General features: G+C 44.2%; 13 protein-coding genes. 11 read left to right on the top strand and 2 right to left on the bottom strand.

What is annotated here, in order from left to right; genetic code table 11:
• Nucleotides 1-20: 20 nt before the first annotated feature.
• A complete protein-coding gene (locus tag EPL05_RS00960; protein WP_128531641.1) occupies nucleotides 21-1,775 on the bottom strand; it encodes a lysophospholipid acyltransferase family protein in 1,755 nt (584 codons plus the stop codon).
• A 60-nt stretch (nucleotides 1,776-1,835) separates the two neighbouring features.
• Here EPL05_RS00960 and EPL05_RS00955 point away from each other — a divergent pair, with 60 nt between their 5' ends.
• The 9 genes from EPL05_RS00955 to EPL05_RS00915 all read left to right on the top strand — a co-directional run bounded on the left by EPL05_RS00955 (nucleotide 1,836) and on the right by EPL05_RS00915 (nucleotide 19,942).
• The gene (locus EPL05_RS00955; protein ID WP_128531640.1) at nucleotides 1,836-2,684 is read left to right on the top strand and encodes a ComEA family DNA-binding protein; all 849 of its coding nucleotides are present in this window, start codon (nucleotides 1,836-1,838) and stop codon (nucleotides 2,682-2,684) included.
• Nucleotides 2,681-3,208 carry an adenine phosphoribosyltransferase gene (locus tag EPL05_RS00950; protein ID WP_128531639.1) on the top strand — a complete coding sequence of 176 codons (528 nt, stop codon included), beginning with the start codon at nucleotides 2,681-2,683 and terminating at the stop codon, nucleotides 3,206-3,208. The genes EPL05_RS00955 and EPL05_RS00950 overlap by 4 nt, the downstream gene beginning before the upstream one ends.
• A 254-nt stretch (nucleotides 3,209-3,462) precedes the next feature.
• Entirely contained in the window at nucleotides 3,463-5,925 is a 2,463-nt protein-coding gene (locus tag EPL05_RS00945) for a glycoside hydrolase family 31 protein (RefSeq protein ID WP_128531638.1), read from the top strand.
• A 243-nt stretch (nucleotides 5,926-6,168) separates the two neighbouring features.
• Nucleotides 6,169-7,782: a DUF6377 domain-containing protein gene (locus EPL05_RS00940; protein WP_128531637.1), complete on the top strand. Its 1,614-nt coding sequence runs from the start codon at nucleotides 6,169-6,171 to the stop codon at nucleotides 7,780-7,782.
• A gap of 455 nt (nucleotides 7,783-8,237) precedes the next feature.
• Nucleotides 8,238-11,255 (top strand): SusC/RagA family TonB-linked outer membrane protein, encoded by a 3,018-nt coding sequence (locus EPL05_RS00935; protein WP_128531636.1) that lies wholly within the window; start codon nucleotides 8,238-8,240, stop codon nucleotides 11,253-11,255.
• 13 nt (nucleotides 11,256-11,268) lie between these two features.
• Nucleotides 11,269-12,807 (top strand): RagB/SusD family nutrient uptake outer membrane protein, encoded by a 1,539-nt coding sequence (locus tag EPL05_RS00930; RefSeq protein ID WP_128531635.1) that lies wholly within the window; start codon nucleotides 11,269-11,271, stop codon nucleotides 12,805-12,807.
• A 198-nt stretch (nucleotides 12,808-13,005) separates the two neighbouring features.
• On the top strand, nucleotides 13,006-16,188 hold the full coding sequence (locus tag EPL05_RS00925; RefSeq protein WP_166727602.1) for a VCBS repeat-containing protein: 3,183 nt from the start codon (nucleotides 13,006-13,008) through the stop codon (nucleotides 16,186-16,188).
• A 198-nt stretch (nucleotides 16,189-16,386) separates the two neighbouring features.
• On the top strand, nucleotides 16,387-16,569 hold the full coding sequence (locus tag EPL05_RS24155) for a cupin domain-containing protein (protein ID WP_208394645.1): 183 nt from the start codon (nucleotides 16,387-16,389) through the stop codon (nucleotides 16,567-16,569).
• A gap of 1 nt (nucleotide 16,570) precedes the next feature.
• Complete coding sequence (locus tag EPL05_RS00915; protein ID WP_128531633.1) at nucleotides 16,571-19,942, top strand: FG-GAP repeat domain-containing protein; 3,372 nt, start codon at nucleotides 16,571-16,573, stop codon at nucleotides 19,940-19,942.
• Here EPL05_RS00915 and EPL05_RS00910 read toward each other — a convergent pair whose 3' ends face one another.
• Nucleotides 19,943-20,881, bottom strand: coding sequence for a GyrI-like domain-containing protein (locus tag EPL05_RS00910; protein WP_128531632.1), 939 nt, complete (start codon nucleotides 20,879-20,881; stop codon nucleotides 19,943-19,945).
• A 204-nt stretch (nucleotides 20,882-21,085) separates the two neighbouring features.
• Here EPL05_RS00910 and EPL05_RS00905 point away from each other — a divergent pair, with 204 nt between their 5' ends.
• Both EPL05_RS00905 and EPL05_RS00900 read left to right on the top strand, forming a co-directional pair.
• Entirely contained in the window at nucleotides 21,086-22,414 is a 1,329-nt protein-coding gene (locus tag EPL05_RS00905; protein WP_128531631.1) for a vanadium-dependent haloperoxidase, read from the top strand.
• A 10-nt stretch (nucleotides 22,415-22,424) separates the two neighbouring features.
• Nucleotides 22,425-24,458: a glycoside hydrolase family 65 protein gene (locus EPL05_RS00900; RefSeq protein WP_166727601.1), complete on the top strand. Its 2,034-nt coding sequence runs from the start codon at nucleotides 22,425-22,427 to the stop codon at nucleotides 24,456-24,458.
• Nucleotides 24,459-24,478: the final 20 nt, after the last annotated feature.

Raw genomic sequence — 24,478 nt, 5'->3', positions numbered from 1 at the left:
AAAAATCGGTTAAATCCCGGTTACAGGTTCTTCCCCAATTTCTCCAATATATCCTGCGGCACTTTTTCCAGATCTAACACCAAAAACCCATCCAAACAATCAGAGAATTTAGGGTCGATGTTGAAGCTGATGATCTTGGCGTTGAGCTGAATGTACTGGCGCAGCAATACGGGCACCTTCATGTTGTGCGTTTCCACTTCCGAGATCAGGTTATCCAAGCCTTTAAAGCTGTCGCCGCCGCTCATCAGCAGGTCGGTATCTATGTTCTCAAAGTTCACCTTGAATTTTTTCCGGGGTTTTACATACTGTGCCAGTTCATGGTCGAAATGGTTGCGGTTGATGTAATCCACAATAAGCGATTTGGAGAACTGCGAGAAGGAATTACTGATGCTTACCGGCCCAATAAGGTAACGATAGCGCGGGTTATCCATCAGGTATTTCAAGATACCTTTCCAAAGCAGGAAGAGGGGTAGGGGCTTTAGCTGGTATTCCTTACGGATCCATGAGCGGCCCAGTTCCAGACTCTTCTTTAATACGGGGGTAAACTGTTCCCTTAACTTAAACAGCTCGTGGATGTAAAATCCCTTTTTACCAACGCTGTAAAATATCTCATCGCCCAAACCAATACGGTAGGCACCCACGATCATCCTGGCCTCCATGTCCCAAATGAACAGGTGGTGGTAGTAAATATCGTATTCGTCCAGGTCGGTAGCCTTATTGGTACCCTCGCCAACCTCGCGGAAGGTAACTTCGCGTAAGCGGCCTATCTCGCGGATAGTGCATGGAATTTCGGAAGTGGGGGCGATGAACACCTCATAGTTCTTCTCGGTCCATACCTTGTAATGCTCGCGCAAAAGGCCTATTTCAGTTTCCAGTTTATCGGCCAGGGTTTCGGGCACGATAGCCTCGGGCAGTTTTTTTATCTTGAAAAGGTTTCGGGGGTTGAAAATCTTTTTCTCCTCGTCCAAACCCGCACCAAGCGCATAGGTTTTAGCCCTCAAGTAATTTAATACTTTAGCGCCGTTATTACTGTCGGGGATATCGGCAACTTTAATAGGCTTGCCAATGCGTAATTTAATAGTATGGCCCTGCTTGTTAAATAGTTCGGATGGCAGCTTGGCGGTGCGCAGGGCAGGATGTATAAGGCTAAGCAGGTTAAATAAAAGCCCGTTATTGCCATGGAAGTAGATGGGCACCACGGGTACTTTAGCTTTGGCAATGATCTTACCCACCACAGGGTGCCAAAGGCGGTCTGTAACCTCTTTTTTCTCCATCTTAAAGGTAGATACCTCGCCGGCGGGGAAGATGCCTATAGGCGTGCCGTTATTCAGCAATTCCAGTGTGTTTTTTAACCCACTGATGCTGGAGGAGTGTTCCACGTTTTCAAATGGATTAACGGCTACAAAGTAGTCGGCCAGGTTAGGGATCTTTTTCAGCAGGAAGTTGGCCATCAGCTTAGAATCGGGCCTTACCATGCAAAGTATTTTCAATAGTACCATGCCCTCAATACCGCCGTAAGGGTGGTTAGCGATGGCAATGAACGCACCGTTTTTGGGGATGTGGCGCAGTTCGCGTTCGTCAAAATCTATTTCTATGCCACAGCCTTTTAATATGGCATCTACAAACTCGGGGCCTTGTTTGGGCTGTGCCTGGGCAAACAGGTCGTTCACCTGGTTAATTTTCATCAGTTCCATCAGCAGGGAGGCCAAGCCGGGCATTTTTAGTTTGTCCAGTTTAGTTGCTTTGGCAAATTCCTCGGTGGTTATAACTTTCATCCTTTTTAAACGGATTAAATGATTGTAAAATTATTACTTTAACGGCTGTAAAGCATTGTTATGAAAGCGCAGTTAAAAAATTACCTATCCCTTACCAAAAAAGAATGGAACGGTATGCTTGTGCTGGTTATTTTGATAATTGCAGTTTTGGCTGTGCCCTACGTTTATCAATGGTGTCGCAAAGATAATACAATTAATGCTAAAGAATTTGATGCCGCGCTGGCGCAGCTCAATAAAGCCAACCCGGGCGGCATACAAGCATATAATAGCCCGGCTACGCAAAAACAGCTAACCCGCACACTTTTTAAATTCAATCCTAACAGCCTGCCGGCAGATAAGTGGAAGAGGCTGGGACTAAGCGATAAGCAAATTGCCATCCTGAAAAACTACGAGGCAAAAGGAGGGCGGTTTTACCAGGTTGCCGACTTGAAGAAAATATACGGTATTACGGAGGCAGATTATAAGGCGCTGGCTCCATACATCGAGATACCCGGAATGGATGCTAAGGATTTGGTTATCGAGCTTAATTCGGCAGATTCTGCAAAGCTTACTACGCTTAATGGTATCGGCCCGGGTTTTGCCAAGCGTATTATTTATTACCGGGAGCGTTTGGGTGGATTTGTAAACAAGGAGCAACTGAAAGAGGTGTATGGGCTGGATGAATTGAAGTACGCGGAGATAAAAGGCCAGCTAAAAGTTGATGCCTCGAAGATCAGGAAGATAGACATCAATAATATAACTTTCGACAAACTACGATTAATGCCCTACCTCGATTACAAACAGGTGAATGCCATCATCGAATATCGTAACCAGCATGGTGATTACAGTTCTCTTGCCGATTTGCAGCACATTGCTATTATAGATGAAGGAATTTTACGTAAAATTGAACCATATTTAAGCTATAAATGATACAGCAAAACATTAAGGCGGCCATCCGCGATATCCCTGACTTCCCTAAACCCGGGATTATTTTTAAGGATATTACCCCCATTTTGAAAGACCCGGGTTTGTGCGATAGCATTGTTGATGCCTTTGTAGCCGGCCTGAAAGATACCAAGATAGATGCCATTGCAGGTGTAGAGAGCCGTGGATTTTTATTCGGGTTAACGCTGGCAACCAGGCTTGGCGTACCCTTTATACCCGTGCGCAAAGCAGGTAAACTCCCCCATACCGTTAAGCAAAAAGTATACGAGCTGGAATATGGTACTGCAACCATAGAAGTACACATTGATGCCTTTAAACCTGGCGACCGTATCCTTATTCACGACGATCTTTTGGCTACTGGTGGTACAGTAACCGCTGCCAGCGAACTGATCCATGATATGGGCGGTATAGTGGCCGGTTTTACCTTTGTGGTAGGCCTCGGCTTTTTAAACGGATTGGAAAAGATAAGCCCCATTAGTGATAATATTATGGTGCTGGCTAATTATTGATATTTTTTTAACAAAACCCGTCTATATTTAATCTTATATTTTCAAGCTATTTAGACGCTAAAAACCCCCTAATTTTAATAATTAGGGGGTTTTTAGGTTATAAAAAAAAAGTAAAAATTGATATCGGTGCGCCGTACCATAAATGTATTATAATTTCATCCAATAAATGCTGCCGCCGGTTTGCTTGCGATACATTTAAAACGGCAATAAACCCTGCCGGATCCAATTACATAATAAATTATTTCCCGAAAAGAATGAAGATCGCGAATCGTTACGTTGCCCTTGCCGTTGTTTTTGCCGCCTGTACGCAGGTTGCCTCCGCCCAAACTCTGTTAAAAAGAGTAGGAAAGGTTACCGGGGTAACCGTAAATAACCAGGAAGTTGATATTAAAACAGAGAATGCTTTTATAAAAGTTGCCGTATACAGCCCCAACGTTATCCGGGTGCGTATGGATAAGCAACAACTGGCCGAAGATTTTTCCTACGCCGTTATTGCCAAACCGCAAACCACCAAAGTAACCGTTACCCAAAACGATAACGAGATCAACCTCGCAACCGATTCGCTTAAAGTAAACGTCAGGAAAAACCCATACGCCATCACTTTTACTACGCTGGCAGGCGAAGTGATAAACCAGGATGAGACCGGCCTAAGCACTTCATGGGTGAGCGAAAACGTTACCACCTACAAACACATGCAGGATGGCGAGCACTTCATTGGCCTTGGCGAAAAAACCGGCCCTCTGGATCGCCGCGGCAATGCCTACACCAACTGGAACAGCGATGTATTCGCTTATTCTGCAGGGCAGGATCCTTTATATTCTACCATTCCATTCTATATAGGCGTTCACCACAATGTGCAATACGGCATATTTATGGATAACACCTGGCAGTCTGATTTTAACTTTGGTGCCAGCAATAACCGTTTCTCGTCATTCGCTGCAAAAGGTGGCGAAATGAACTATTACTTTATGTACAGTTCGCACCTGGCGGATGTTATCGCCTCGTACACCTGGCTTACCGGCCGTATAAAAATGCCACCGTTGTGGAGCCTTGGTTATCAGCAAAACCGTTATAGTTATTATCCGGATACCGAAGTGTACCGTGTAGCCAACACCCTGCGCGAAAAGAAAATCCCAGCTGATGGTATTACTTTAGATATCCATTACATGGATAAATACAAAGTATTTACTTGGGATAAAAGCCGTTTCCCCGATCCACAGGGCCTTACCAAAAAGCTAAAGGATATGGGCTTTAAGGTTACCCTGATTGTAGACCCGGGTGTTAAAGAAGAAAAAGGCTACGGCGTTTACGACCGCGGTATTGCAGCAGATATTTTTGCCAAGTATCCCGACAGTACCAATTATACGGGGCAGGTATGGCCGGGATGGTGCAACTTTCCCGATTTTACAAACCCTAAAGGGCGCGAGTTTTGGGCCAGGGAACTAAAGGCGTATGCAGCAGATGGCGTAAGCGGCATCTGGAACGATATGAACGAGTTTAGTACCTGGGGCCAGAAAGCGCCGGATAATATCTTCTTTAACTACGAAGGCAAGGGCGCGTCGCACCTGCAAATTCATAATGTGTATGGGTTAGAGATGATCCGCAGCAGTTACGAAGGTTACCGCGCGGCGTTGGGCGGTAACAAACGCCCATTTGTGCTAACACGCTCGGGTTTTGCAGGTTTACAGCGCTTTGCGGCGATGTGGACAGGTGATAACCGCGCCGAAGACAGCCACATGATGGCTGGCGTTCGCCTGATGAACAGCTTGGGGCTGAGCGGCGTACCTTATACCGGTATGGATGTTGGCGGTTTCACAGGCGGCGCATCGCCCCAGTTGTATGCTCGCTGGATGCAGATAGGCGCGTTTAACCCGTACATGCGTAACCACACCCAAATCAACACCAAATCATCAGAGCCATGGGCCTATGGTGAGGAAGTGCTGGAGATAACCCGTAATTACATCAACCTGCGTTATAAACTATTGCCATACCTTTATTCATCTTTCTACGAAGCAAAAGAGAATGGCAAACCGGTGATGCGTTCATTGGCTATTGATTATACGCATGATGAAAATGTGTATAGCGGCGCTTACGAAAACCAGTACATGTTTGGCCAGGCATTTTTAGTGCTTCCGTTTGATAGCCAGACGGCTATTGGCAGGGTATACTTCCCGGCAGGTAAATGGTACGATATGTATACCGGCGCGGTACAGCAGGGCAACACAAAACTTAGCATGGAGTTGGGCATGAGCAAACTGCCGGTGTATGTAAAAGAAAGCAGCATTATCCCAATGCAATCGCTGATACAAACCACCGCCGAAAAACCAACCGATACCTTAACCGTACACGTTTACAAAGGCGATATCAACAACAAATTTGTTTATTACGAGGATGATGGCGAGAGCTACGATTACGAAAAAGGTGATTTTTACAAACGGACCATTACTTACGACGCGGCAAAAAAAGCGATCACTTTTGGCAAGGCGGAGGGGTCTGCAAAATCTAAGTTCAACAACATAAAAGTGGTGCTGCATGGTTTTAATGCAACGGCCATTAAGTTAAATGGTAGGCAATTTAAAGCTGCCGACGATTTTAGCGCACTGATGACGCCTATCTCACGTTTTGACCCAACCGGCCTTTCAAACCCGGTTGAAGGTGAAAACGTAAAAAGCCTTTTAATTAAAAATAGCGACGGACAGTTTGCCATTAGCTACTAAGAAATATACTGATCTTATAAAAACCCAGCCTGCAGTTTAAAAAACTGTGGGCTTTTTGTGTTTACCGTCCCCAAAACAGTTGTAGTTAATTGTAAAATTCCTAACTCTAAACAACGGTGCGTTAAGGAGTCGCTAACAAAAATTAAAATTTGCCACCATTATAGTAAAAAAGCCAGAATGGCTTTGAACTGTTTAGGGTTTAATTTTTAGTTATTAACTTTAATCCGCTGTTGAAACTAATTTATGAGGCTATTTCTACTATTCTTCTTCATGTTGTTTTGCGTAGTACCTGCTTTTTCGGCCGATAAAGATAGTTTACTAACCGAACTGAAAGCAGAGATAGCCAAGAAGGATGCATACGATAGCGCCAAACAAGCCCGCATAAAAAAGCTTAGCCGGCTTCATAAAAACACATCCCCATTCGACTACTCAACGCAGTATGACATTTGCCTTAAACTGTACGATGAGTATAAATCGTACCAGTACGATTCTGCTTACGTATATGTAAATAAGCTTAAAAACCTTAGCATAGGCATGAATGATATGTCGCGCGCGTATTACAGCCAAATAAAGCTTGGGTTTATACTATTGTCATCGGGGATGTTTAAAGAAACCTTTGATTGCATGAAAAGGGTAAACCCCAGGTTGCTTAATGACAGCATGAAGGTGGAGTACTATTTTATTATGTACCGCTGCAACAGCGACCTGGCAAAATACAATAGCGACAAGTACTTTTCGCCAGATTATCTTACTGCCAGTAACGCATATATAGATTCGGCCATTAAACTAAGTAAGGTGGGCTCGGTGGATCGTATCTACTATTCGGGGATGAGGCATGTGGGTGTCAATGATAATTATAATGGTTCGCAGGAATTAAGCAAGTTGATAAGGCCGGGGGTGCCCATTTCTATGCATTTGCGCGCTATGATAAGTTGCTCGCTGGGGCAGATCTATATTAATTCTGATAGGAAGAGCGAGGGGATAAACCTGTTAATTCAATCGGCTATTGCCGATCTCAAGTCGTCTACCAAAGAAACCGTGGCGCTTTTTACCCTGGCAGAGCAGCTTTACAAAACCGGCAATATAAAAGATGCCTACAGTTTTGTGCAATTGGCCAAGGCCGACGCCGATTTTTACGGCGCACGCCAGCGAAAAATTCAAATAGGTGCCATTTTGCCGCTGGTAGCTGCCGAAGAGCTTAACCACTCTGAAAGCGAAAAGAACAGGATCCTGGTATTTCTGCTGGCCATAACCGCCCTGGCTTCGCTGGTAATATTATTTTTAATAATGATATACAAGCAGTTGGGCAAGCTTAAGCATAAGGAGCGCATAATTGAAGATAAAAATGTGCAGCTAAAGCAGGTGAACTACAAACTGATAGAGGACGCGCACATTAAGGAAGAATACATCGGGCAGTTTTTTAAGATCATATCGGGTTATATATTAAAACTCGAAAAGTTGAAGATGTCTGTAGATACCAAGCTGTCAATCAAAAAATATGATGATATTAGATTGATAATCAATAATATAAATATAAAAAAAGAGCGCGAGGTGCTTTATCACAGCTTCGACCATATCTTTTTAAAGATCTTCCCCAATTTCATATCGGTATTTAATTCGCAATTTGACGAGAAAGACCAGATATGGCCCCAGGAGCATGAGGTGCTGAACACCGATCTCCGGATATTTGCATTGATACGGATGGGTATAAACGATAACGAAACAATCGCCAAAATACTTGAATATTCGGTTAATACCATTTATGTGTACAAAATGCGCATAAAAGCAAAATCAAAAAACCCCGAACAATTTGAACATCGTATTATGGATATAAAAGCTGTTGATTCGGTTGAATAATTAAACACGTGTTTAAAGCCTTATCTGGCACTTTAAAAACTATTTAATGTACTATTTTAACCCTGGTAGCTATAAAAAGTCTACAAAACACTTATATTTTTTGCCTGTTTTTTATAGTTAATATGCTTATAATCAATTTTTTAACGAAAAATTAGTCTATATTTTTTTCTAAGCACCCCAAATGAGTAGGGATTGAGGCTCAGGACACACATCTTTGTATAGATGAATAAAGTTTTAATAAGTTAAATGCTTAAAAGATTTATTTATCGCCGGCCCAATTTTGGCCGATATAGACCAACATAAAAACCATTAGTATTAAATTTTTTTGATTGCCGTGCGTTAAGCACAAATTGTTTTAAAGCGGAACTGCCTATATTTTCAATGGCGCGTTTTTTAATTTAAGGGAACCATGTACAAGAATTTTTATATAACCAATTTTAATTAAACCACAAACTATGCAATTTAAACACTTACTCACATTATGTTTTCTTGCTTTAACCTGCTTCTTTTTTGAGCCTGCGTTTGCTCAAAATAAGGTAATAACAGGTAAAGTAACCGACAAAAAAGACGGGTCGTCTCTCATAGGCGTAACCGTAGGCGCCGGTGGCGGTATCGGTACCCAAACAAATGTTGATGGTACTTTCAGGTTGTCTGTACCGGCAAACACTACTTCTTTGGTATTCAACTACATTGGCTACAAATCAACAACAGTAAGCCTGGATGGTAAAACATTCGTGGCAGTAATCCTTGAGTCTACTAACACGGCATTAAACGAGGTTGTTGTAATTGGTTACGGTAGCACACGCATTAAAGATGCAACCGGTTCGGTAGCATCCTTAAGCCCTAAAGATTTCAACAAAGGCGTTATTGCAACGCCCGAGCAGCTATTACAGGGCCGTATAGCAGGTGTGCAGGTAACTCCGGCAAGCGGTGAGCCCGGTGCCGGTGCTACTATCAACATCCGTGGTGCAAGTTCTATCCGTTCTGGTAGCAGCCCGCTGTATGTAGTGGATGGTGTGCCATTGGATAATGGCGGTACCGCAGGTGGTTATGATAGCGGTGCAGGTAGCGCGTCTGCCCGTAACCCATTGGCGTTTATTAACCCTGCCGATATCGAGAATATTTCAGTATTAAAAGATGCATCAGCTTCAGCTATTTACGGTTCGCGTGGTGCTAACGGTGTAATTTTAATTACTACACGTAAAGGCCGCAAAGGCCAAGGCATCCAGTTTGGTGCAAGCACGAGCGTTTCTAAAGCAGCTAAAACTTACGACCTGCTTGGCCGCGAAGATTTCTTAAAAGGTGTAGCAAGCGTTGGCGCTGATCCGGCTGCTGTTGATTACGGCGGCAATACCGATTGGCAAAAAGAAATTTTGAGGACAGCTGTATCTCAAAATTATAACTTGGCCTTTGGTGGTGCCAGCAATACAGGTAACTACCGTGCATCTGCCGGTTACGACAGACAGGAAGGTATTGTTAAGAATACAGACCTTCGTCGTTTTAATGCACGTATCAATGCTTCTCAATCGTTCTTTGGCGATAGGGTTAAATTTGACCTTACGTCGTTGTTTTCAAACCTTAAAGACAGGTTTGCACCTATTACCAACAACGCCGGTTTCAATGGTAGCTTAATTGGTGCTGCGTTGCAAACCAATCCTACTATCCCGGTTTACGATGCACAAGGCCGTTACTACAATTTAAACGGTTACGATGCTAAAGGTTTTCCAAATGGTAACAGCTTCCGTAACCCGGTTTCGTTATTAAACCAGATTGACGACACAGATAACATTAACCGTTACCTGAACAACTTAAGCCTTACTTTGAGGTTGATTGAAGGCTTATCTTACAAAGGCAACATCGGCGTAGACAGGTCTGACGGTCTTAGAAAAACGTTTTACGATCCTACTATCGTTGGTTTCACTGACCAAACCGGCATAAGGGATTTTAACGTACCATCTGCAACAGGCAATGGCCGTGGTATTTTACAACATAATGAATTAAGGAGCACCACTACGGAGCATACTTTAAATTATGATAAAAAGTTTGCTAACAACAGTACTGTTACTGCTTTGGTTGGTTACTCTTACTCTTCTTACAAGAGCTTTAACCGGAATGATTTTGGATGGGGAACTGCCACCAAAAAGGAAATCCTTAAAAACTACGAAGAGTATCTTAACCGTTTAGCTTACCCTGTAGGCGACAGTAGCAGCTACAAGCTGCAATCATATTTTGCACGTGTTAACTACTCTTATAAAGACCGTTACATCTTAACAGGTACTGTACGTAGAGATGGTTCTTCTCGTTTTGGTGCCAACCATCAATACGCAACCTTCCCTGCAGCTGCAGCAAAATGGCGTATCAGCAGCGAGAGCTGGGCTCCAAAAAGTATATTTGATGATTTGAGCTTACGTTTAAACTACGGCCAAACAGGTAACCAGGATTATCCTTCTTATGCTTCGTTAAGGTTAAAACAAATTAACTACTACGGTACCTCAAGTTCTCCGCTAAACGCAGCTAACCCAGATCTGAAATGGGAAACACAAACTGCTTACGGTGCGGGTTTAGATTTCACCATACTTAAAGGGCGTTTAAGCGGTACTGTTGATTACTTTAATAAATCGCAAAGAGACCTGCTGTTCTTACAGGATCTGGCACAACCTGCTGCCGACACACGGTACTGGGTTAATTTGCCTGGTAATGTTAGAAACACCGGTGTGGAAGTTGGTTTAAACTTCTCAGCAATAAAATCATCAGTTGCAAGCGGCTTTACATGGGACATCAACTACAACATGACTTTTGTAAAAAACCGTGTTGAGAATTTTGGTAACCGTAACGTAATTACCGGTAACATTGATGGCCAGGGCTTATCTGGTGCTTACTCACAGTTTATTGGTAACGGCTACCCGCTTTACACATTCAACGTATCTCAGTACAATGGCTTAGATGCTGATGGTTTTGGTATCTACCCTGAGGGTATTGATGCTGCAACACCCCATGGCAGCCCGCTTCCAACCTTCTTAGCAGGTATCAGCAACAGCTTTACTTATGGTAACTGGAACGCAAGCTTCTTCATAAACGGAGCATCTGGTTTCTATATTTATAACAACACTGCCAACGCGTTCTTTTACAAAGGCAACCTTGTAAGCGGCCGTAACGTAACTAAAGATATTGCCGCTACAAACGAAAATGCGCTTAACTCTGGTGAGGTATCAAGCCGTTTTGTTGAAAAAGGTGATTTCATCAGGTTATCAAATGCTGTTGTAGGCTATACCTTCCCGGTAAAAGGAAATGTGTTTAAAACACTGCGTGTATCAGTAACCGGCCAAAACCTGATATTGATCACTGGCTATAGCGGCCTTGATCCTGAAATAAACACTAACAAAGAAAGAAACGGTGTGCCTTCAAGAGGTATTGATTATACTTCATATCCAAGCGCACGTACATTCACATTCGGTTTAAACGCAAGTTTCTAAAAAAAATATGAGCATGAAAAATATAACATTGAAAGCAACAATTTGTGGCATGGCATTCTTAGCTGCCACAGGTTGTGCAAAATTAGATGAGAAGGTCTACGGCTCAAGATCCGTAGACGCAGGAGGGGTGGCCAGCGCAGCGGACCTTAACGGTGTTTATTCACAATTGAACGGGCAAACCGACCAGGCAAACACTTACGCATTACAAGAGCACCCAACTGATGAGATGATGGGCCCAACCCGCGGTACTGACTGGGGAGATTTTGGCGCATGGCGTAAATTACACACCCACACCTGGACAGCATCACACGGCCAGATTAATGACACTTGGGATCAGTTAAACATTGGTGTGTTCCGTGCCACACAAGTTATTACAAGGGCTACTACCGATCAGATCAAAGCCGAAGCAAGCTTTTTGCGCGCTTACTTTATGTTCCAGGTGGTAGATTTATATGGGCAACAGCCATTCCGCGATCCGGATGCGCCAAACTCTTCTATCCCAATTGTTATGAGCCGTACAGAAGCAACAGACTACATGATAAAAGATCTTGAGTTTGCCGAATCTAAATTGGGTACCGCGCCAAACATTGGTATTGCCAGCAAAGCTGCTGCACAGGCATTGTTAGCAAAAATTTACTTAAACAGAGCGGTATATAACGCAGCTGCAGTAGGTGGCCCATACACATTTGCTAAAGCGGATATGGATAAGGTTATTGAGTACGCAAACAAAATAACTGCCGCTGGTTTTACATTAGAACCGGCCGGTAAGTACTTCCAGGATTTTGCATGGGATAACTCAGAGCAATCTCACGGTAATATCTTCGGTATTTATAACATACCATCAAGGGTACCGGGTTCTGCAAAAAACCGTTGGAAAATGGGCTTGCACTACAACCAAACACCAGATGGATGGAACGGCTTTACCACACTTGCCGATTTCTACAAATCATTTGAAGCATCTGATGAGCGCCGCGGCGTTGCTTACCCAGGCTTAACTGATAAAGTTGGTTTAAGGGCAGGTTTTGCTGTAGGCCAGCAATTTGGCCCGGGTGGTGTTGCTTTAAAACAACGTGGTGGTAAACCACTTATTTTTACAGAGAACGTTAACCTTAACTTCTCTACAGAAGCACAGGGTATCAGGGTATTTAAATATTTCCCTCATCCAAACGCAGATGGAACCGTGCCAGATAACAGCGAAGATAATGATTACGTGTTCTTACGTTACGGCGATGTTTTGTTAGAAAAAGCAGAAGCTATTATGCGTGGTGGTACCGATCCTCTTGGTCAAACTACATTAAGCATTGTTAACGCGGTGCGTACCCCTCGTGGTGCAACTGCTCTGGGTTCAGTTGATGCAACTGTAATGTTAGCAGAACGCGGCCGTGAGTTATATTACGAAGGCTGGAGAAGGAATGACCTGATCCGTTTCGAGAAATTTAACGATCCGGTAGATCAGCGTCCTTTGGCAACAGCTAAAACTCGTACACTTTACCCAATTCCTCAGCGTGCGGTTGATACCAACCCTAACCTGAAACAGAACGCGGGTTATTAATAAAAAACAGATTTTTGGTTTTATATTTGATTTTGAACGTAGCGAAGAAATTCGCTACGTTTGTTTTTTCTGCGCCCCGCAATGGTTAAAAAAACACCCCTAATACTGTTAGTTTTCATTACTGTATCCTTATTGTCGTGCCGTAAAAGTAGCGTCAATAATCCGCTGTTTTCACTGCAGGATAACAGCAGTTTAGGCGTGAATTTTGTAAATCAACTAAACGAGCAGGATCGTACCAACGTATTTACGTTTCGCAACTATTATAATGGCGGCGGCGTGGCCATTGGCGATATTAATAATGATGGGCTGAATGATGTGTACCTTACGTCAAACCAGGGCGGCAATCAGTTATACCTTAACAAAGGCAACTGGAAATTTGAAGATATTACAGCCAGGGCAGGCGTAAAGGGTACCAAATACTGGAGCACTGGTGTTACCATGGTTGATATTAACGGCGATGGCTGGCTGGATATTTACGTTTGCCACAGTGGCAATATTATAGATAGGAAAGGCAACGAACTTTTTATAAACCAACACAACGGCACTTTTAAAGAAGAGGCCGCTAAATATGGCCTGGTGGATAACGGATTATCTACCCAGGCCATATTTTTTGATTATGATAACGATGGCGACCTGGATTGTTTTGTCCTAAACAACTCCTTCAGGCCAATAGGCTCGTTTGATTTTAGCAAAAACCTGCGTGCGGTGGTGAACGAACTGGGCGGTGCACGCCTGTACCGCAATGATGCCGGCCATTTTACCAATGTAACAAAAAGCGCAGGCATCTTCAGCAGCGATATTGGCTTTGGGCTTGGCGTATCCGTTGCCGATGTAAATAATGATGGCTACCCGGATATCTACGTATCTAACGATTTTTTTGAACGCGATTACCTTTACATCAACCAAAAAGACGGCAATTTTAAAGAAGACATACAAGCGGAAACAGGCCATCTGAGCGTAGCATCAATGGGCTCGGATATTGCTGATATTAACAACGATGGTTATACGGATATTTTTACTACCGAGATGCTGCCCGAGGGCGACAGGCGTTTGAAAAAGATGACCTCGTTCGAATCCTTCGATGTAATTAAACTAAAACAGCACGATGGTTACTTTAACCAGTACATGCAAAATTGCTTGCAGCTAAATAATGGCGATGGCACTTTTTCTGAAGTAGCGTTTAATGCAGGCGTAAGCGCAACCGACTGGAGTTGGGGTGCCCTGTTTTTTGATATGGATAACGACGGCTGGAAGGATATCTTCGTATCCAACGGCATATATAAAGACCTTACAGACCAGGACTACATCGAATTTTTGGGCAATCGCGAAAATATGGATAAGATAGCCCAGAAGAAAAGCTTCGATTATAAAGATTTTACCGACAAGATGGTGTCTACACCACTTACCAACTACGCCTTCTCCAACAATCATAACCTTACTTTTACCAACAAGGCAAAGGAGTTTGGATTGGATGATCCATCATTCAGCAACGGCGCCGCCTATGGCGACCTGGACGGGGATGGCGATAACGACCTTATTGTAAATAACGTAAACTCGCCGCTCTTCATCTACAAAAACAACGCGGAAACGTTAAAGAATAACTTTATACAATTTAAGCTGCAAGGCGAAGGGCAAAATCGTTTTGGCGTTGGCAGCACTATAAAAGTATTTGCCAAAGGCGAGGCGCTGACTTATTACCAGCAGCCAACCCGGGGGTTTCAAAGCAGCACATCGCCCAATTTGATCACCATCGGATTAGGGATAAGAAGCAGGGTAGATTCTGTACAGGTTATTTGGCCGGGTGGTAAATACCAGGTTGCTAAAAACCTGCAGACCAATAAGGTTTACACCTATAAATTTGCGGATGCCAAATTAAAGTATGATTTCACCAAAAAGGTGGCGAAACCCATGTTTACCGACGTAGCTAAAACGCTTTTCGATTCGGTACCAACACACATCGAAAATGGCTTTATCGATTTTGATAACGAGCGCCTGATGCTGCAAATGCTCTCTACCGATAACCCTTACATGGCCAAGGGCGACCTTAATAAAGATGGGCTGGAAGATTTTTACTTCGGCAGTTCAAAAGATAACCCGGCGTCTATCTACATCCAGCAAAAAAATGGCCGCTTCCATATTTATGTGCCAGAGGATCTGGGTAAACAAAGCTACCTGGAAAACGCGGGTGCGGCCTTTGGCGATTTCGATGGAGATGGCGACGAGGACCTTGTTATAGGCGTAGGCGGTAACGAAGATGAGGCTGAAACGCCCGTTTACTTCCCAAGGTTCTACGAAAATGATGGCAAGGGTAATCTGCATCGCAACGCACAAAAGTCGCTCACTGCCCCGGTAAACGCATCGGTAGTGATGGCCTGCGATTATGATAAAGATGGTCATCCCGATCTGTTTATAGGTGGCAGAAGTGTGCCGGGTACCTACGGCGTATCGCCAAAGTCGTACGTGTTTCATAATAATGGAGATGGGCATTTTAACGATGTATCGGCGCAGGTTTTGGGTACCGATACCAAACTTGGTATGGTTACCGCTGCACAATGGGCGGATATTGATGGCAACGGCTATGCGGACCTTGTAGTAGCTGGTAACTGGATGGGCATAAAAATATTTAAGAACGATAAAGGCAAGTTCACCGAAGATAAGCAGCTCGATAAATACGAGGGTTGGTGGAGCAGCCTGCAAATTGCAGATATTAACGGCGACGGCAAACCAGATATTATTGCAGGCAATATTGGCCTGAACGTGAAATTCAAAGCATCTTTTGAGGAGCCAATGAAAATATATATTAAAGATTTTGACAAGAACGGCACTAAAGAATGTGTTACTTCCATGTACAAAAGTGACCACGTACCTTATGTATTCCACATGAAGCCCGATCTGGTTGGGCAAATGCCAATACTGAAAAAGAAATACCTCAAATATACCGACTACGCCGGAAAACCATTTAACGAGATCTTCCCCAACGACCAATTGGAAGGAGCCGAGACGCATGAGATGAATTACCTTGCTTCGGCAGTATTTATCAATAATGGTGGCAAGTTTATGGTGCAGAACTTGCCTTATAATGCGCAGCTATCGAATGTAAATACAATCTTATGCGATGATCTGGACAATAGCGGTGTGCCCTCTATCATCTTAGGCGGTAACTTTTATGGCTTTAAACCCGAGGTAGGGCGGTTAGATGCCAGCCACGGGCAAATTTATAAGTATACTAAAAGCGGATTTGTGTATATTTCGCCAGCACAAAGCGGTATAAACCTAACCGGGCAAATACGCTCATCGCTGATGATAAAAAACAGTAGGGGCGAAAAATACTTTTTATTTGGATTGAATGATGATAAGCTAAAAGCATATAAATTGCATTAAGTGTGAGCGGAATATTAAGAGCGTACAAAAAGTAAACATCAACCATGAGCTTTCGCAATTTTCTGCACATTGGAGCCCCAAAATTGTAGGGGAGCTAAATGGCCAGCACGTTAAGCTGGTGAAATTTGCCGGTGAGTTTGTTTGGCATAAGCACGATAACGAAGATGAAATGTTTTTGGTGGTGAACGGGCGTTTGAAATGCACCTGCGCGATAAAGTTGTAGAGCTAAAGCAAGGCGATTTTATTATCATACCAAAGGGTACGGAGCATAAACCAGTAGCTGCAGAAGAGGTACATGTAATGTTGTTTGAGTCGGCGAGTACGCTCAATACAGGCGATAAAGTGAGTGAACTAACGGTGGAAACCCCGGAATATTTATAAAATGAAAAAAGCAAAGCGCAAGAAACGCTTACCTTATACTTCGGGCATTGCATTAAAGTCTACCGTGGCGGTTTGCTGCGCTATAGTTGCCTGCATCGCTTTTTTTAATTCCTGCGAGAAAAAACAAGCAGGTGACGGTATTTTTAAACTGGTAGCCACCGAAGATAGCCACCTCGATTTCATCAACCACAACATCGTGAGCGATTCGGTTAACATACTGGATTACCTGTACTTCTACAACGGGGCCGGCGTGGCCTCTGCCGATTTTAACAACGATGGCCTGGAAGACCTGTACTTTACCAGCAACCAGGGCGAAAACAAACTATACCTTAACAAAGGGGGGCTTAAATTTGAAGACATTACCCAAAAAGCGGCGCTAAAAGGAACCGGCAACTGGAAAACCGGTGTAACCGTAGTAGATATCAACGGCGATGGCCTCAAAGATATCTACGTTTGCGTAGTAGCCAATTTCAAAGGCTTTAAAGGTAAAAATCAGCTATATATCAATAATGGGAACCTAACGTTTACCGAATCGGCAGCCAAATACGGGCTCGATTTTTCGGCTTTCTCCACTCAGGCGAGCTTTTTTGACTACGATAAAGATGGCGATCTGGATATGTTCCTGCTCACCTCATCGGTACACAGCAACGATACCTACGGCGATTCTACCCAGCGTTTTAAATACAGCCACGATGCCGGCGACCACTTATTCAGGAATGATAATGGGAAGTTTGTGGATGCAACTCAGGGTTCGGGCATCTATTCGGCACCTATAGGGTACGGGCTTGGCCTCAGCATTGGCGACCTTAACAACGATGGTTGGGATGATATTTACGTAAGCAACGATTTTTTTGAGCAGGATTACTATTACGTAAACCAGCGAAACGGTACTTTTAAAGAAGAGCTGAAAAGCGCGTTTGGGCACACCAGCTTATTTTCCATGGGGAACGCCATTAGTGATGTAAATAAGGACGGGCATTTGGATGTGATCAGTACGGATATGCTGCCCGAGGAGATGAAAGTGCTGAAATCTACCATTAATGATGAACCGCTGGATATTTACAATCAGGAAGTGAACGCGGGGTATTATTACCAGTACTCAAAAAATAGCTTGCAATTAAATGTAGGGAACGGCAATAAGTTTGTGGATGTGAGCCTGTATGCGGGCATGTCTGCAACGGACTGGACCTGGTCGCCCCTGGTGCAGGATTTTGATATGGATGGCCGTAAGGACATGTTCTTTAGCAACGGCATCAAAAAGCGCCTTAACGATATGGATTACCTGAAATATTTGGGCGACCCTAACGTGATCAAGGATTTTAAAACCAGTCGTTTTTTTGATAAGGAAAAAATCAACCTGATGCCAGACGGGCAGGTGCATAACTATCTGTACCACGGCGGCGATAAACTGAAGTTTACCGATATATCCGAAGGGAACGATATGCGCGATACTTCGGTATCTGCCGGAGCGGTGGCTATCGACCTGGATAACGACGGCGATTTGGATATGGTGACTAATAATATGGATGCACCAGCTTTCATTTATCAAAACATGACGATGGAGAACGTAAAGGACGGAGAAGCTAAGCCCATATACCTCAACTTCAGCGTAAAATACACGGGTTTAAATCCGGATGGTATTGGTACAAAATTCTTTATGCGTTCCACAAAAGAACTCGACCACCAGGAAATTCAAACCAGCACCGCTTATGAAAGCACACAAAATAACAACCTCACCTTTACCTTTTTACCGGGCGATAAGCCCGTGGAGCTGATGGTGGTTTGGCCGGATAATTCGCACCAGCTCATCAAAAACTTCAGTCCCAACAAAAAAACGCTGATCACTTATAATAAAGCACAAGTAAAATCCACTACAGATATGGTCGCTTTGATCACCGGCTACATAAAAGGAGACGCTCAATTTACAAGCGTGCCCGTAAAAGCAAGTGTGCTGGCTACCCTGCAACAATACGATACTCCCGATTTTAACTATTACAACCTGCTGCCACATACTTATTTGCCACATACGCCGACGGTTGAGGTTGCTGATATAGACAAAGACGGACTGGATGATATTTACATAGGCGGCATAGCGGGCGACGAAAAATATATTTTGGCCGGCAATAAAGCGGGAGGTTTTACCAAAATTACGGTTGACGCCTTTGCCGCGTTTAAAGATTATGGCGATACCGAAGCGCATTGGGCCGATGTAAATAATGATGGCCTGCCCGATCTGCTGGTGATGAGCGCCAACCATCCGCTTGCCGATCCGAGTAAAAGGGTGCAACCTCGTCTCTACATCAATAAGGGAAGCTTTAAGTTTGAATCCAAGGCCTTGCCAAAGCTTGAAGATGCGGCGGCAAAAATATTTGTGTATGATTTTAATGGCGACGGCCTAAAGGACCTGTTCTTTACAGCGGCTGTATCATTTACAGATTATACCACAACGGCAAAGGGCGGCGTGCTGCTGAATAAGGGTAGCGGGAACTTCGCGATAGCACCCCAAAATAGTTTCGCCCAACTTACCGGCATTCCGTATATCACCGGTATTTCGGCAAGCGATGTCGACCACAATGGTGTTGATGATATCATCGTTTCATCGGAATGGAGCCCGGTACAGATTTTCCTTAACAAGAATAAAAAGCTGGAAAAATTCTCCCTGCCTTTATTAGATGATGCAAAAGGCTGGTGGCAATCTGCCGCCATTACCGATTTGGATGGTGATGGCAAAGCCGACCTGATAGCGGGTAACTGGGGCGAAAACAGCAAGTACAATGTATCCGCCACGCAGCCCCTTTACGGTTACAACCAGGACCTGGATAACGATGGCAAGAACGATCTTGTATTATCTTATTTTTATAAAGGCAAATACTATCCCTTCCGGCCAAAGAACGACCTTGAACAGGAACTGCCTTATTTGAAGAAGGAGTTTTTAAGCTTTCAGAAAATGGCCGATAAAACAACCGACGAGATTTTCAAGGACAAAATAAATAACGACAAGCGCTTGGTTGCCAACCAGTTCAATAGTGTTTTTATTAGCGATGTGTTACATGCTAAAGCCGTAACCGAGCTGCCGTACCTGTACCAACAAGCGCCAGTCCGTTCTATCTTGCCGCTTAATAATAAACAGGGTGATGTTTTGCTGAACGGAAACTTTTGGGGTGTGGTGCCTTACGAGGGCAAGTATGATGCCTTGGGAATAGTAACCATGCATTACGATAAGCAGCGCAAACAACTCTCGCTGCCTGAGTACTGGGTGAACCCGTTATTCAACTTCCAGGAAATGAGTGCCCCACAACCGGTTAAAACCGCCACGGGCGCAGGTTATGTTGTAGTTACTTACGAAGGAAAAATGCTGCTGGTAACCAGGTAACTAAAGTATAGGCCAGTATAATTGAGTTACCCATTTGCTGGTGTCTTTTTCCATGGTTCTATCGGTGATCATCAATTCAAATGGCATGGCAACACCCGTAAGCTTGTAGTCCTTGCGGAAGTTTTGCAGTTGCCCCATGGCATTGTCTATGGTATTCCTGCCGCCTTTTACTTCTGTGGTAAGAATATTACCTCCTACAACCATCTTGTTGACTACCGAATTTGCACCCGGTTTTATCTCTTTATTAATAGGCACTGCAACCATAACATGGTATTCGCCATCATCAACCTTGTTGATATTCAGCATCGGCTTATTAGTTTCAGTGGCATTTTGGGCTGCTATTTGTTTCCGCAGATCTGCTACCATGCCATTCACCACTTCTACAGAAGGAGGGGTTTTGGTTACCATGTTTGTAGCCAGCATAATGCCGTTTTTTACCTTGATTATTTTTATACCCAATCCGTAAACATTCGAGTCTTTTTGTATGAATAGTTTAAAGCGGGATAGGATGCTATCCATATCGGTCTGTTCGGCTTTTATCCGTACAAATTCTGATATTCTTTCAAATGGGTTAAGGCTGCTTTGTTTTATGGCTTCCCAGCTTATTGTTGTGGCCCCGTCATCTGCCGCCAGGTAGTTTATTTTGCTATCCAATTCTAATTTGGTGGTATTGATAATTACTTCTATATAGCTGTTTGCATCCTTCTTGATGGTGTACATCATGCCATTGTATGCAAATAGGTTGCTGTCTTTCGGGTCGTGTTCGCCGGGCCACCATTTATACCAAGCCTCTTTTTTCACCAGGAACTTAAAAACGTTCCCGTCGGTAGCATCAACCGTAACCGTACTTGTCGCAGTAATATTTTGCGGGATAATAAAATAGATACTGATAAAGGCTAACAACAATATGCCGAGTACTAACAGAGCCGGTTTCTTCATAAAAAGATCAATAACAAAAGATAAAATTCAACAAGCGGAAGCGCTTTTTTGTGATGCAAAAGTAAGTAATTAGGGGAGTTAAAATCAAACAGTTTTTATGCCTGCCAATTGTTATAAAAACGCTATATTAGCTTGTAAACATAGAAAAACCAATTACATCCGTTACATGCTTGCCGGGTATTTTTCTTAAACCAATACACTATTATGAACCGTTTCCTGTTATTGCTTGCCGGTGCAATTTTAACTTTTACATCCTGTAAGAAAGCTGACTATCAAAAGGTTACCCACGACCCCGAACTGTACCGCACCACGGTGAAAAAACTGAACGATATTGTGCTCGAAAATAATTTTCCGCCTGTTATTGGTTCACGCAATTACGTCTATGCCAATATTGCAGCCTACCAGGTAATTGCCGCAGGCGACTCCACGCATTTCCGCTCTTTATCCGGCCAGATAAAACACTTACCCGCTACGCCTGCCCCGCCTAAAGACAAGGTGATAGATTTTCAATTCGCGTCTCTATTATCATTCTGCTTCGTGGGCAATGCTGTTACTTTTCCTGAAGGCAGCATGTCAACCTATGTAGATGAGCTGAAGCAAAAGGCCAAAGATGCCGGTATGCCATCTGACGTATTTGAAAATACCGTTGCCTACTCGGATACGGTTGCCAAATACATTATGAATTGGAGCAAGACAGATCACTATGCGCAAACCCGCTCTGCAAGTAAATATACTGTTACGCGTAAAGATGGCCGCTGGATCCCCACCCCGCCCATGTACGCCCAGGCACTCGAGCCGCATTGGGGGGAGATTCGCCCGATGGTTTTAGATTCTGCTTCGCAGATAGCTGCCCCAGAGCCTCCGCCTTATAACATGACGGATAAGAACAGTGTTTTTTACAAAAGCGTAATAGAAGTTAAAACGCTGGTAGATAGCCTGACCGCCGAACAAAAGCACATGGCCGATTTTTGGGACGACAATGCTTTTAAGCTAACCGTGGTTGGCCATGCCATGTTTGGCACTAAGAAATTCTCGCCTGGCGGCCACTGGATGAACATTGCCGGCTATGGTTCAAGTATTAAAAAGGCAGATTTTGGCACTACTGTGGCGGCTTATGCCGAAACATCTATTGCACTGTTTGATGCCTTTATTAATTGCTGGTATGTAAAATATAAGGCCAATAGCGTTCGCCCCGAAACGGTGATAACTAAACTGTTAAACCCGGACTGGAAGACGTATATACAAACCCCGCCATTCCCCGAATATATTAGTGGTCACGCAGTTATATCTGCAGCAGCCGCCGAAGTATTAACGCACGATTTTGGCGACAATATTGCGTACACGGATTCCTCGGAGTCGGAATTTGGGATAGCGCCGCGTAAATTCACATCGTTCCGCGCTGCGGCTATGGAGGCTGCTATGTCGCGCGTTTATGGCGGCATCCACTATAAAATTGCCTGCGATGTAGGTAATCAACAGGGCCGCAAAATTGGCGAGTTGGTGAACAAAAAACTGCAGTTAAAGATAAAATAGTCCGCATTTTATGAGAAAAGTTACGCTGTTTAGCTTGTTGATATGCCTCTCGGCATCGGTTGGGGCATTTGCACAAAATCCCTGGGTAATCAAGGCAGATAAAATTGACCCTGCAAATTATTACGGCATCACCGTTGCCAACGGGATGATCGGTATTGTATCCTCGCCAGAGCCATTTAAAGTAAAAAACGTAGTGCTCGCGGGTGCTTACGATCTTTATGGCCGTGGCCGGGTAAGTAATTTTTTAAACAGCTTTAATCTGCTAAATATGTACCTTGAGGTGGATGGCAAACGCCTGGACGCCAAAATGGTGAGCAATTTTAAGCAGGAGTTGGATATGCAACACGCCGCCATGACCACTACGTTTGATTATGGCGATAAAGCCAGTATCAAATACACTTACTATTCGCTGAGACAACTTCCGTACACCGTGTTGATGGATGTGGCTGTAACCGCAAAAAAACCTATCAGTATTACCGCTGCCAGCGTGATGGAAGCACCCGATGCCTTAAAACAGGTAGAGAATTATTATAACGAGATAGACAGGCCGCATGTAACCATCAGCCTGTTAACCTCTACCGCCAAAAGCCCGACCGGCAAGCTGCAACTTTGTGCTTCCACTTCGTTTTTGTTTAACGAGGAGCATGGCAAAGAACCACGTGTGATCCACGAGATGTGGGATAACAACATGCACCTGATGAAGTTTAGCCATCCAATTGCAGCAGGGCAAACCTATTCTTATGGGGTAACGGGTTCATCTATCACTTCCGCCCATCACGCCGATCCATTGAATGAGGCCGAGCGCTTAACCATTTTTGCCCTGCTGGAAGGCAAGGACAGACTGATCCAGTTCCACAACAAAGCGTGGGACGAGCTTTGGAAAAGCGATATCCAGATAGAAGGTGATGCGCAGGCACAACAGGATGTGCACAGCATGTTGTACCATTTATATTCCTTCTCTCGTGAAGGAACAGCTTTATCGCCATCACCAATGGGTCTGTCTGGCTTGGGTTATAATGGCCACGTATTTTGGGATACCGACCTTTGGATGTTCCCGGCCATGCTGGTGCTGCACCCCGAAATAGCGAAGTCGATGGTAGAGTACCGTTATGAACGTTTGGAGAATGCCCGTAAGAATGCCTTCTCGCATGGTTATAAAGGTGCCATGTTCCCCTGGGAAAGTGCCGACAGCGGGGTAGAGGAAACACCTGTTTGGGCATTGAGTGGTCCTTTTGAGCACCATATAACCGCCGATGTGGCCAACGCCGCCTGGAATTACTACTGCGTAACGCAGGATAAAGAATGGCTGCGCGAAAAAGGCTGGCCGGTGCTCTCTGCCACTGCCGATTTTTGGGCGAGCCGTGTAGAACGCAACGGCTCCGGGCACTATGATATTAAAAACGTGGTTGCCGCTGATGAATGGGCCGAGAATATCGATAACAACGCTTTCACTAACGCTGCAGCGCAGGTTAACTTAGAAAATGCCACTGCTGCCGCTAAAATATTGGGTATAACTGCCAATCCCGATTGGATGAACGTGGCTAATAACATCCCCATCCTCAAAATGGACAATGGTGTAACCCAGGAACATGCGCAATATAAAGGCGAAGGCATTAAACAAGCCGACGTAAACCTTTTAGCATACCCGCTAAAAACCATCACCGACCCGGCTCAGATAAAAAAAGATCTGGAATATTACGAAACCCGCGTACCGAACGAAGGTACCCCAGCCATGACACAAGGCGTGTTCGCACTCATCTACGCCCGCCTCGGCAACGGCGAAAAGGCCTACCATTGGTTTAAAGATGCCTACGAACCAAACCTTAACCCGCCATTCCGCGTGATAGCAGAAACAAAAGGCGGCACCAACCCATACTTTGCCACCGGCGCAGGCGGTATTATCCAGGCCATGCTAATGGGTTTCGGTGGTTTGGATATTACAACAACCGGCATTGTGCAGGTAAAAAGCAAGCTGCCTGCTAATTGGAAATCGCTTAAAATAACCGGTGTAGGCGTGAGCAAGATAACTTATACAGTGAAGTAGACTTGGTAAAGTTGCGGTGC

It is taken from the genome of Mucilaginibacter gilvus, from assembly GCF_004054195.1.
Classification (GTDB): domain Bacteria; phylum Bacteroidota; class Bacteroidia; order Sphingobacteriales; family Sphingobacteriaceae; genus Mucilaginibacter; species Mucilaginibacter gilvus.
The sequence above is the reverse complement of the archived record's forward strand: the minus strand, read 5'-3'. Positions and strand labels throughout refer to the sequence as shown.